Source organism: Ruegeria sp. CL6 (assembly GCF_056536465.1).
This window is the reverse complement of sequence record NZ_JBQFPR010000007.1, coordinates 79,158-91,816: the sequence shown is the minus strand read 5'-3', so window position 1 is coordinate 91,816 and position 12,659 is coordinate 79,158. Positions and strand designations below refer to the sequence as shown.

Genomic DNA, 12,659 nt, shown 5'->3' with positions numbered 1-12,659 from the left:
AAACCCCGCCGCACGGAGAGCGCAACGGGGCCAGTGATGATTGTTGCTCTCCCAAGACCAAAGAAAGGAACAAAGCATGCAGGCAAAATCTGCAGCATACCGGACCGAAACACAGCGGTGGCGGGCATGAGGGGACCAATGAAAAATTTGACCGAGCGTCTCCGCATCGTCGAGGAATCACACGCGGACAAAATTCTCGCCGCCATTGGTGCCAAACCACAAACTGGAAAAAAGCATCAGCGCTGCCCGTTTCCTGACCATGAAGATAAGAACCCTTCATTTCGCTACGATGCAGACGCTAATCGTATTTTTTGCACGTGCCTGCCCGAAACAGGGGTTTCGCTGACCGATGCGCTAATGAAGGTACGAGGCCTTGCCGACTTCAACGCTGCTGTACGCGAGATTGAAGCCATAACTGGCGAAAGGGTTCTTGAAGGACGGCGGAAGCAGAAGCAATCGGAACCGGGAGAACAGGCGGCCTCGGAGAACCGTGAAGAAACTGATGAACAAGCCGAGCAGCGAGAAGCGGAGGAAAGAGCACGCTCCGACGCGGCATCTGATGAAAAGGCTGCTAAGATCGCATGGGTGCAGAAGCAGGTTGCGAAGACACGTCCTTTAGCCGGCTCACCCGGCGAAGAATACTTGCGCAACATCCGTGGATTGGTTGGGATCGATCTTGAACACGACGCTTTGCGATATGCTCCAGATTTCCAATGCAAACCGGGTGGTAAGAAAAGCCCGGCTCTAGTTGCGGTGGTTACGGACAACGATGGAAATATTGTTGGCATGCAGGGCACAATCCTGAACCCCAATGGGCAACCGATACGCGACGAGAACGGCAAGAAGACCAAACTGAGCGCAGGCTACATCGGGGATGGTTCAGTTCGGATCAAAAACAAACTGGGTACAGGCACAATTGCGATCGCCGAAGGTATCGAAACCGGATTGACCCGATTGTTTGCTGGGCCAGCAGAGATCAGGGTGTGCCTCGGGTCTATCCGCCCCGAAACGATAGGAGCAAACGCCGGTCGGATTGAGATCATTGCCGACAGCGACAAAGCGCAGGACTGCCGCCAGATCGCGCGTGAATTGGCGGCAGAAAACCCAGATGCACGGGTCCATGTCGTCACGGTACCGTCAAACCTTGGTGAAAAGGCCGATTTGAACGATCTGCTCCAGGATATGGGACGTCGGGCTGTTGCCGCCGCCGTGGATGATGCCGACCGCATCCACGCGCGGCAGCGCAGGTCCAACGTTGAGCAGCTGGTCCGCGGTAGCGACGAAGAGATTGCCGATCGTGTGCTGGAAAACCTAGAAGATCTCTTTGGTCGCATTGTCATCACTGAGGGCACAGTTTGGATTTACGATGGCAAGCTTTGGACTGCTCTCAACGACAATCGGCTTACGCGTGCCATCGCGCGCTTTGACGGTGCCACTTACCCTACGCCGTCCAACGGCATTGGCGAGGTCAAGATCACGTCAAGTAAGGCGCAGAGTGTCAAGTCGCTTCTCATGTCCAAACGCGATGACGATGGGTTTTTTGAAGGTGCGCCTGTTGGGATCACCTGTGAAAGCGGGTTCGTTTTGTTCGAACAAGACGTTGCAACAGGTGAATATGTCCCACGGCTCGAACCACATGCCCGCAAACACCGGGCCCGGCATGCCGTACGTGGTGTATGGCCAGTGCAGGATGCTGAGAAGCGGCTTTTGGGAAGCGACGTGATGAAGCTGCTCACGGGTTTGTTCTCAGCTAAAACGACTTTGAGGCGGCTGCAGCACGAGGCTCCAAACCTTGAGTTCGACTTGGACATGGCTGAACAAGACAAAAGCGCGCGGATTGAGCTGATCCTGCAGACAGCCGCCGCAGCGGCACTTGGTATCGGCACGCAAATGAAACACCCGCAGGCCCTTATTTGGATTGGGCCGGGCGGCGCAGGAAAAAGTACCACGCGCAAGGTCATCTCATCATTGATCTCAGCGGATGCGCTTCAGTCGGTGCCGCCAGCCAAGATGGGACAAGACTACTTCGTCTCAGTTTTGCGCGGGTGTGCGCTGAACGTTGCGGAGGAGACGTCGGATCGTGATCTTTCAGGCGACGCGCTAAAAAAGGTCATCACCGGGGACATCTGTCATGCCCGGCTGCCATACGGCATACCGTTCTATTTCACTCCCACGGCGCAGCATGTGTTCATCTGCAATGAGCTGCCCGCATTTAGCGGGGGGATCGACAGCGGCGTTGAGCGCCGCTTCAAGGTTCTGGTCTTCGACAAAGCGTATTCTGAAGAGCAGGCCGACGAGGGATTGGCAGATCGCATAATCGAACACGAGGCGGATCTTCTACTACATCTTGTCGTGGTTGCGGCTGGGGAACTTTTGACCACGCGGCGCATGGCGGATCCCATGACATCACGCATAGCCAAGGAGGCGTGGATGAGGGATGCGGACCGGGTTCGTGCGTGGGCGGCAGAGAGACTATCCATCAAGGCAAACAACGTCGTCACTGTTGCTGATCTGTATTCGAATTTCCGTCTGTGGTGTGCCGAAGAAGGTGTATCGGACAGCCGAATTCCTGCGCGCAACAGCTTCGCTCGACGCTTGCGTCATGTAGAGCCCCGTCTCGTTCCAGGACCCAATAGCAAAGGCGCTCGGTTCGAAAATGCTATCCTCAAGACGGCCTGATTTAAAGTGGGACAGCTTGTAACGAGGCCAAACGAACTAGGCCGGCCATATCGTTGTGGGTGGACATGCAATAAAACCTCCCAACTTCCCTGTCGGGCGTTTGGTTGGGAGGTTGGGATGTTTTGTGTCTCGTCCGTCTGTATATTTTCTGTTGTTCACATCAAGCATAATGCTGCTTTTTAACGCCCGACGTTCATTGCAGCGCCGCGGTGCGACCCCGCGAGGACCTCCGTGTTTCGTCCAGCGCCTGACGCATTGCCGCCAAACCAGCCCGCTCGACATACTGGTCCATCGGGTCGAGTTCATCCCAAGTGCGAGATGCGGCAGCAGGCCAGAACTGCGGATGACTGTGCCGCATTTGGCTGAGCCGCCATTCATGGTGGCAGAGTTGCGGTGTCATAGCTTCAGGATCGCTCAGGAAGCGCGCAGCGACACCACAGCAGGCCTGCCACTGCCGGTCATGCACAATCGGGAGTTCCTCGCCGCTCGTTGCTGTTTGGGCTTCACAGTAGGCCATAGCGATCAGGACGATGTGCCTTGCTGCGGCAGCTTCAAGTTGGATATCTTGCTCCATGTGATTTCTCCTATTCATCATTTTGATGCGCATCCCGTTGGCTGTTGCCACCGGCGACCACCCCAGGGCGGGGTTGGTGATCACGATTTTCGTGACGCTCTGGATGCTGTTGGTTTCGCCCTGCCTTAGGCTCATCAGTGGATCGGCGCTAGACCCAGACCATTCGCACCGGTCGCAAGCATGTCTCGGGCGGTCCATACCCCGGCGGTCTTCCGCGACTTACGGGCAAAGCTCGGTAGACGAGCGTCATCATGTTTGGGGGAATTGCGGGCTGTCCGCCCACGATTGGTATGTAATCGCTAAGTCTGTCAGCTTCAAGGAGCGGGCGGCGTAGCGCGGACAAAACAAAAAGCGGCTACGTCTTTTAGAAAGAACAACGTCTGCTTCGCGCTCAAAATCAGCCGCTCATGCCAAGTACAGCGAATGACTGTTCTGAGCCCAATACTGTCTTACGCGTCATGTCTAAAGCTGGATTACGAAAAGAAACTGCACCCCGCACTGAGGCGAGGTGCAGCCACTCACGAGACGATTCCGGATGGGACTGCGGAATCATGATCCCGGATTGGACCTCGGAATCTTAAGGTATACGGCCGATTTAGGAGATCGGATCAGATTGCCCGTACTGCGGTTCAGGGCTGCGAACCAAAGTACGGGCATTGTCCGGTTGATAATTAACCAGACGTACCAATTACGGCTTAAGGTCTTTAGTGGATGAGAAACGTATTAAGGGAGCGTGCTGTTCATCCATCGTCGGCGTCGTTAAAGATACCTACCGCAACCGTCTCAAGATTGTGGGGACTAAAAATATCTTCCTCGACCCAAGCCTTGGCGCTCGCTGGGATCGCAAGTGCAGCCGCTAACGCGAATGGTATTATTCTAAGCATAACCCGTGCCCTCACTATACTTGACCGTCATATAAGCCTGATGAGTTCAAGCGGCGTGCGAGTTGATGCCAATTTTTCAGACAATTGGCAGCTTTACGGCGCAAATCCTTAAACCCGTGCCACCAGCTGGATAGAGGGGACAAAATTGGCAGCACGGGCCGTTCCGCAAGTGATGTAATAGAAATACGTAAAAGCGGACAGCACAGACGTGCGGCGGACTGTCACTACCAAAACTAAGCCCCGTGCCGCCCGGGGATGGACGATAAACAGACAATAGACGGACGCGGGGCGGTAGTCAGAGGAGCTCAACCTACCAAAACATTCCCTAGTCTAGGAACGTCACGCTTTTATGACAGTTTAACGACATTCTATTCACTCTTGGAGCTGGCCCATCCGTGTCTGGAGCTACAAATTCGTGCATTGCCGGACATATTCTGAAAGACGCAGACCGTGTATTCAGAGGCGTCAATCGGCCTCGCGAGGTTTCAGACACCGCTTGAAGGGTTCTCGATGGAACATAGCACCAGCTATCCAACCAATGCTGTCGGACATCTGTTTCGAGCCCGAATTGACTTTGAGTTCCGACGTTTTCTGCTGACGAAACGTCCAAAAGTATACATCTAAAAAAAATACCAGATTCTTATGCTTCGGGAGCTTGGGAGAAAAAACGAATGGCGACTCTTTGGTATTGTCTGTGTAGAAAAACAAGTTGGGTCCACCAGGGTGATCAAACATGGGCATGGTTGGCCCGATTTGACTGGTTTGGGCAGAATGCGTTCCTCTGAAGCAAAAATGCGGATGGCTGCAAAGTCCGTAAGGTGGTCACTGGCGATATTTCGGCAAATGAGCGATTTGAGTCCATAGCAATTGCTCTTCCGATACTCGCTTAATGATGGCAGCGGAAAACTGTTGTCGCAAAAGTTGGCCCCGGTTATTTTCCTAAGGCGTTATTGCAAATCACATTCAATTTTTTGGGAGGATCAACCATGACGAATATCATAAAAACTCTGATGACAAGCACTGCAATTTTTCTCGGTACCGCATGCGTGGCTCTTGCCGATGATGGGGTTTTGCCGAAGGACAACGCGGAATTTGAAAAATGGGGCGAAGAGTCCGGCTGGACAATTTATGTAGACAAGAGCCGAAATGCCTGTCTGATCGAGCGCGTTGACGAGAATGAAAACGTGGTGCAGATGGGCCTGACCGCGGATAAAGAGTTCGGCTATGTCGGTGTTTTCACTAAGGCCGACTTAGAGTTCAAGGACAACAAAGTACATCTGCGTCTAGATGACAAAGCTTATGTTGGCGACGCCACTGCAGCACCTTCGAACCTCGCGCGCGACTACAAGGGTGGCTATTTGCTGGCTAACAACCCCGACTTTGTTGAAGATATTCAGAAGCGTTACGTTATGACAGTGATGCCTGAGGATGCCAACACATTCGACGTAAGCCTTGATGGAACTCTAAAAGCTATCGACAAAGCCCGTGAATGCAACGCTGCCGTCGCCGGCTAATCGATTGTAACCTTGGTTAAGGCCCCTCGCTTTGCGGGGGGCCTTCTTTAATGGGTCGAAAGAGAAACAGTGCCGTGTTTCGCACCAAAGGACAAAAAACCGCTGAGCCTATGTCTGCTTTGTCCCGCAACTCTGCCGTTCAGAAGATTTCAGCGAATGTCCGCTGCCGTTGAATGCAGACCTTCAGGCGAAATTTCTCGGAATGGCCGCCAACAATGACCGCTATCCGTTTTTAAGCCGTCATCTGACAAAAACTCTCAGATGACTGCCTTGAGCCCAAAGTGGTCGTTAATTAGAATTGTGCGTGAAGCTCCGCAGCGAAAGACTGTTAAGAGCGCGAAGTGGACATGCGCTGTTTAGTAAGCTGTGTGGTATTGCTCGTCTATGAAACGTCGCATAATCGCAGTTCTTGACGCCGATATAGGCAACCCTTTTGTTATTGTTGGGTCGGGGTCGACCGGCTTGCGGCGAGTGTTGGGCAGCCTTATCATGGTTGTTTAGCGGCAATGACGTTGGGACAGGTCTGGCGATCAACCCACTGCTTCAATTTCTGCGCCAGTTTCGCCGGCCAGCAATCGACCAAGGTGAAACAAGATCAAGGGGTCGTCTTCGCACTCGGCCAAAAGCGCCGCAAAGGATTGGCGCGCTTTGGGGTCCCTCGCCTCTAGCAGCTCATACGCCGCCTTGTAACCTCTCACTTGATCGCTGTCGACAAGCGCCTCAGACAAGGGTTCATAGCAGGTCACCGCTTGCGCTTTGCCTTTCAGCAAGAGTCTTCCAATTGGGCGGCCAGAGAAGTTGTCGATGCCCTTGGCAACACTTTCCGAAGTGCAGATGCGCGTCCCTATCGTCTTGTTGGCCTGTTCCAGCCTTGCCGCAGTGTTCACAGCATCGCCATACGCTGTATAGTCGAAATAGCTCTTGCCGCCGAAATTGCCAATGATCGCACCGCCGCTGTTCACACCTATGCGCGTGTCTCCCAACGCGATGCCGCGATCCAGTAGTTTCTTCTGAAAACCTTGCGCAAATTCGTCGAGCGCCAAGGCGCAGGCCACCGCGTGCGCGGCATGTTCCGGGTCGTCAACTGGCGCACCGAATATCACTTGGATGGCGTCGCCTATGATCTTCATGACTGTTCCGCCATGCGAAAAGATTGTTCGGGTCATGCCATCTAGGTATTCGTTGAGAATTTCGACGATCAGGTCGGAATCCGAGCTTTCTACCAGCTGAGTGAAATCGGCCAGATCAGTAAATAAAAAGGTTGCTACGCGGCGCTCGCCCTTGGCCTCTATTGCCTCTGGATCACGCGACAACGTCTCAACCACCGTAGGAGAGAAATACCGTGACAGCGTCAATCTCGCTTGCTCGGCTTTATCACGGGCCGTGCGCAATTGGCGGAGCAACTCAAGGTGTTCCAGCGTCTTGGCAATGGTCCGGTCGAGATCTTCGAACTCGATCGGTTTGGTCACGAAATCGAAAGCCCCGCGGTTCATAGCCGCGCGAATATTGTTCATGTCGCCGTAGGCCGAAACCATAACAGTTTGCAGATCAGTTTCCATCTCGCTCAACCGCTCAAGCAAAGTGAGACCATCCATCCTGGGCATGTTTATGTCCGAAAGGACGATATCTATTTTAGGGTTCTCTTCGAGAACTTCGAGGGCGTGTTTGCCGTCATGAGCAAACAACAGATCGAGTTCCCCTTCGCGTACGCGACGCCGAAACTTTTGCGAAATCAACGCTTCAAGGTCGGGCTCGTCATCGACAACAAGAATGCGTGTTGGCGTCACGTTGCATCTCCGACAAATCGTGAGAGCCGCTCTTTCAGTTCAACAAAATCGACGGGCTTGGTCAGGAACTGTTCCGCTCCCAGTTCCCGGACTTTCGCCTCGGTCGCTGCATCACCATAGGCGGTGATCATCATAACCGGTAATTCAGGCCAGCGAGCGCGCAGTTCCTGCAACAGCTCGATTCCTGACATGCCGGGCATGTTGATGTCCGAAAGCACCAACATTACTTCTTCTTTCGAATGACTTATTGCGTCCAAGGCGGACTCGCCAGACCCGGCAAACCCAAAACTGTAGACTCCTTTTCGTATCTCCCGCCGAAAATTTTGTCGAATCAGGTCCTGTGCGTCGGGTTCGTCATCTACCATCAGAATTTGTCCTGTCATGCTAGGTCCCCCTGAGAATGGACCGGGACCGAAACGACAAAAATTGTGTGATCCCCTGGCTTACTGTCCACAGTCAAAGTTCCACCATGCTGCTTGACGATGGTATCATAGCTCAACGAAAGGCCGAGCCCTGTGCCTTCACCCGCGGGTTTTGTGGTGTAAAATGGTAGAAAAATTTTCTCCCTCATTTCTTCTGGAATGCCCGTACCATTATCGCGAATAGTGACGTTGACGCGGTCACCATTGGCTCGCGTCGATAGCCAGATCGTCGGTGAAAAGTCACTTTCTTCCGCGTCTTTACGTTTGTTGGCCGCATACATGCCGTTGCTGATGAGGTTAAGAAAAACACGCATCAAATCCTGCGGATAGCAATCGATTTGGCCAACGTCGGGATCAATGTCGGCTCGTATTTCGACATTGAAACTGGAATCCTCCGCCCGAGCACCGTGATAGGCAAGGTTCAGCGCTTCTTCTGCGATTGGGTTTAGTGCAACACGTTGCAACTCGCTTGGCCCCTCACGGGAATGCAGAAGCATGTTTTTAACGATGCTGTCAGCACGTTGACCGTGTTGGTTTATCTTGCCTAAGTTGCCGCGTACTGTCTGCCATAGGTCCTTAGCTTCCTCGCGATCCTCTTCCTCCAGAGCCGCGATCGGGTCTTCTAATATCTCGTGCAACTCTTCCAACAACTCGCCAGACAATTTGGCAAAGTTGTTGACGAAATTCAGCGGGTTCTTGATCTCGTGGGCAATGCCGGCAGTAAGTTGGCCTAGGCTGGCCATCTTCTCGGACTGGATGAGCCGTTCTTGGGCTTGCCTCAGATCGTTGAGGGCTTGTTCAGCCGCATCACGCGCGTTGGAAATCTCTGCTTCACGCCGTTTTAGTTCGGTGATATCGAAATAGGTCAGCATGCGACCGCCATCCGGCAGGTCCACACATTGGAAACTCAACGTCATGCCATCAGCCCGACACAACTCGCCCGGTGGCATGTTTCCTGCCCGTATTGCCTCGACCCGCATGGACAGCCAGTCATCCCAGTCCTTCGGCGCAACATCATAGACTCCTGTGCCCTTGTTGTACTCTATCAGTTCCTGCATTGTTGGGCGCTGGTCGATGAATTTCTGATCGATGTTCCAAATTCGCGCAAATGCCCGATTTATTATACGCGCACGTAAATCAGGTCCCATGAACAGAATTCCATAGTCGACGTGATCGATGACCGCGTTAAATTCTGCCAGTGCCGCTTTCAGTGCTTCGTCAGCGAGTTTGCGGTCCGTAATGTCAGTGTAAGTTGCAACTAGGCCGCCACCTTGGATAGGGTTGCCGATAATCTCAATCACCGTACCATCAGGACGAATACGCTCAAATTTGTGCGGTAAGAATTTTGCGGCCAGTTCCACCCGCTCGCGCACTTGGGTATCAATGTCGCCCGGCCCATATTCCCCTCGTTCAGCATTGAACCGAAATGCCTCTTCCATTGTGAATCCGGGGCGAAAGCGTTCGCGAGGAAACTCCATGAGGTCGAGGAATTTCGAATTCAACGCAATTGTGCGCAGCTCTTTATCCACCAGCGTAATCCCCTGGCCCATGTTCTCCATTGTTAACTCGAGGATCGCTGATTGTTGTTCGATCTCCAGCTGTTTGGTCTTCAGTTCGGTAATGTCGGTATAGATCGAGACGATGCCACCATCCGAAGTGCGGTGATCCGTAATCTGCAGCCAGTACCCGGCGACTAGCTGTTCGCGTGGTTCGCCCGAGGCTTTCTTGCGTTTTTCGGCAATTCTCTCAAGATACCCTTCTACTTCTCCTTCGGAAAGTGGAAATAGGCCGCGCTTGATGCCGGCACCGATGATCTCTTCGAATTTCACGCCGGGTACGACCTTGTCGGCGAGTTCGCTCATGTAGGTGCGGTAGCGCTCATTACATACAACCAGCCGATCCTCGGCATCCCACAATGCAAAACCAGACGAAATCGCTTCAATTGCGTCTTCAAACCGCTGCCGTGCGGCCTGCGCATCTGCCTCCCTGCGTTTGAATTCGGTTATGTCGTTGTAAACCATGATGCGGCCACCATCAGGCAGGCGACGTTCGTTGAGCATGATCCACACACCGTTGCCCAACTCTAGTTCCCAGTTCGCCTTTGGCTTCTCCCAAGCGACGCGGCGGGCAGCGATCCAACCGTCAACGCCGTCTGGATGTTCGGTAAACATCCCAAGCTCATAGCCGTTGCGGATCATGTCGAAGAATTCGCGGCCCTCATAAATTAGGTTGCTCAAATCGGCGCCGCCAGCGGCGTCGCTGAAGATCTGGACGTAGCGGTCGTTGAATAACTCGACGCGATTTTCAGGTCCCACCAAAAGCAAACCATCGGCGATCGTTTCAATTGCTCCGAGTAGCCGGCCTTCAATTCGGGCAATTCGTTCCCGTGCATCCCGGATTTCAGTTATGTCGCGCACGGCACCGACAAGCCGAACGACCCGGCCTTCGGCGTTTCGCACACCAACGCCTCGGTCGTGAACCCAACGGTAACCGCCATCACGCGCCCTCTGCCGGTAGTCACATTCAACGGCATCAGTTCCGCCCTTGAAATGGTTAACGATTGCCTTGACATAAGCGTCGTAATCATCCGGATGGATCTGCTCGGCCCATCGTGTCGAAGACGAATTGGCCTCGTCCAAACTGAGTAGATCGTTCAGGTCAGCAGAGACAAACAGAACATCATTGGTCACGTCCCAATCATAAATTCCATCGCTGGTAGCTTGAGTGACCAACTGGTATCTTTCCTCACTTGCGGCAAGGGCTGCATCCCGTTCAATCTTGGGTGTAATGTCCCGAATTGCGGCCACCATACGCGTCGCGCAGCCGTTAGTATCGCGAATCGAGGTGCCGTGATCCGATACCCAGCGCCACTTTCCGCTGGCTACTTTGAGTCGGTACTCACATTCCCATCGTTTCTTCTTGCCGGATATATGCGCCTCCAACGCTGACAAGTAAGAGGGCAAATCGTCGGGATGAATAATGTCTTGCCATACCCACGTTCTCTCTCCCTTAGGACCGGTCTCAAGCCCTAGGAAAGTCTCAAGTCGTGGGGACGCATAAAACTGGTCGTCGGTAATGTGCCAATCGTAGATTGCCTCTTCCGCAGCGTCTGAAACAAGCGCGTAGCGCTCCTCACTTTCTCGCAACGCTCTTTCTGCTTTTCGTTCGGCGGTGCGGTCCTGATAGGTGACCATCGTTCCTCCAGAGGCCGTTCTGCGATAGCTGATCGCTAGAATCTGCCCGTCCGCCATCTCATGCTCGAGCGCGCGCTCACCAGAGGCACCAATCTCATTCATTCGATCGGCCACTAGCCGATCAGTTTTGCCCGCGCCAAAATCTCCGCGTTCGGCGTTGAAATGCAGCAAATCTTCTAGACTAACACCACGGCGGCAGAGCTCTTGTGGGTAGCGTCGCATCTCGCGAAATGCGGGGTTGCAGTAAACCAGTCGGAGTGCGTCATCGAATATGCCGACACCAACATCCAGAAGCGCTATACCTTCTTCGTACCTGTCTGCTTGGCTTTTCTGGTCAGCGCCATTCATATCGCGTTCCCCCCCCTGGAGAAGAATGACTGAGTCAAGGAGTTGAGTCAAAAAATCAACCGTAGAAGCTTGGTTTTAGAGAACACGAGCTATTGTAGAAAGTTCTTGCAATTCAAAGGGTGACGTAGCTTGCCGCTCCAGAGCTTACCAAGCCGACCAACCCGTTCCACCAGCCTTTAGGTCACGTGCGTTAGTTACGGCTTCCCCGTAAGGTCCGCTTGGTCCGCATAGTGGTCGTTCGTGAAAATTCGGCGAACGTCTGCACCGAGCCCAAAAGAGACGTTCGATCGGTCTCGTTTCTCTCCCAGTAGTGAATGGCAGACCAAAACCCGGAGCGAGCAAGTTCAATAGTACACAAGAACAATTTTTGCCCGAAACCTCACGTTCGTTTTCTCCTTACCCAGACCGGTTGGAATAAGATTTTTCTTGCCATGTGAACGGCCGTTTCCGAAATTGACCTTCTAAAAGGTTTAGGGAGAAAGCTGTGATGGCTGGGAAATTTGAACTATTCACTGACAAGGCAGGAGAGTATCGTTTTCGACTGAAAGCAGGGAACGGCGAAATCATTCTTGCCAGCGAAGGTTATAAACAAAAAGCCAGCGCAGAAAATGGTATCAACTCTGTCAAGAAAAACGCCAACGACGATAGCCGCTACGAGCGCAAAGACACTTCTGCCGGAAAACCTATGTTCAACCTTAAAGCTTCGAACGGTCAGGTAATCGGAACAAGCGAGCAATACAGCAGCGCTTCAGCTAGGGACAAAGGTATTGAGTCTGTCAAAAAGAACGCGCCTCAGGCAAAGGTCGACGACCTAACAATCTGATAAGCGAGGCCCAAAAGAATTGCATCTGTATTGCTGGGAGAACTTGTCTTGAGGCGAAAAGAAGGCTTGTACTATACCAACGCCAGAGGCTGATTTGTCCGCATAGAGTACGTACGACCTCAAGCTACCATGAAACAAAGGCATGTTTGCAGGGCGATCCAGAGGCATTCCAGATTGATAGACTTGCCGGCATGAAAATCTTGAGAGGCCACCCTACATCTTTTCAATTGCCGTCACTATGCCCCGTTTGAGGCAAGGTAAGTGGACAACAAAAACAATTAAAGGCGGCTCAAAAGCCGCCAGTGTAATAAGAATAGAGGGGGTCAGGATTAACCCAACATTAACCAACTTCATAAAACATTACTAGAAATATGTTAATCGCCGCAGCATCTTTTGATTTCATACCAAAGTCTACATTCGTCAACGCCATTTAC

The 12,659-nt window shown here is 52.8% G+C and carries 7 protein-coding genes; 3 read left to right on the top strand and 4 right to left on the bottom strand.

Going from position 1 to position 12,659, the window contains the following annotated elements:
- The first annotated feature begins 36 nt into the window (after window positions 1–36).
- Window positions 37–2,679, top strand: coding sequence for a phage/plasmid primase, P4 family (locus ACR0LH_RS17610; RefSeq protein WP_170757117.1), 2,643 nt, complete (start codon window positions 37–39; stop codon window positions 2,677–2,679).
- Between the two features lie 193 nt (window positions 2,680–2,872).
- Here the strand turns inward: ACR0LH_RS17610 and ACR0LH_RS17605 are convergent, their stop codons facing one another.
- Window positions 2,873–3,253: a hypothetical protein gene (locus ACR0LH_RS17605; RefSeq protein ID WP_170554788.1), complete on the bottom strand. Its 381-nt coding sequence runs from the start codon at window positions 3,251–3,253 to the stop codon at window positions 2,873–2,875.
- 1,870 nt (window positions 3,254–5,123) lie between these two features.
- On the opposite strand from ACR0LH_RS17605, the gene ACR0LH_RS17600 reads away from it, so the two are divergent.
- Window positions 5,124–5,651, top strand: coding sequence for a hypothetical protein (locus ACR0LH_RS17600; protein ID WP_170555646.1), 528 nt, complete (start codon window positions 5,124–5,126; stop codon window positions 5,649–5,651).
- Between the two features lie 530 nt (window positions 5,652–6,181).
- Here ACR0LH_RS17600 and ACR0LH_RS17595 read toward each other — a convergent pair.
- Genes ACR0LH_RS17595 through ACR0LH_RS17585 form a run of 3 tightly spaced genes read right to left on the bottom strand, consistent with a single transcriptional unit; the run spans window position 6,182 to window position 11,402 of the window.
- Complete coding sequence (locus tag ACR0LH_RS17595; RefSeq protein ID WP_170559182.1) at window positions 6,182–7,438, bottom strand: response regulator; 1,257 nt, start codon at window positions 7,436–7,438, stop codon at window positions 6,182–6,184.
- The gene (locus tag ACR0LH_RS17590; RefSeq protein WP_480721901.1) at window positions 7,435–7,803 is read right to left on the bottom strand and encodes a response regulator; all 369 of its coding nucleotides are present in this window, start codon (window positions 7,801–7,803) and stop codon (window positions 7,435–7,437) included. Before ACR0LH_RS17590 ends, ACR0LH_RS17595 begins: the two co-directional genes overlap by 4 nt.
- A gap of 14 nt (window positions 7,804–7,817) precedes the next feature.
- The gene (locus ACR0LH_RS17585; protein ID WP_170385087.1) at window positions 7,818–11,402 is read right to left on the bottom strand and encodes a PAS-domain containing protein; all 3,585 of its coding nucleotides are present in this window, start codon (window positions 11,400–11,402) and stop codon (window positions 7,818–7,820) included.
- A 487-nt stretch (window positions 11,403–11,889) separates the two neighbouring features.
- On the opposite strand from ACR0LH_RS17585, the gene ACR0LH_RS17580 reads away from it, so the two are divergent.
- A complete protein-coding gene (locus ACR0LH_RS17580; protein WP_170385070.1) occupies window positions 11,890–12,225 on the top strand; it encodes a YegP family protein in 336 nt (111 codons plus the stop codon).
- Window positions 12,226–12,659: the final 434 nt, after the last annotated feature.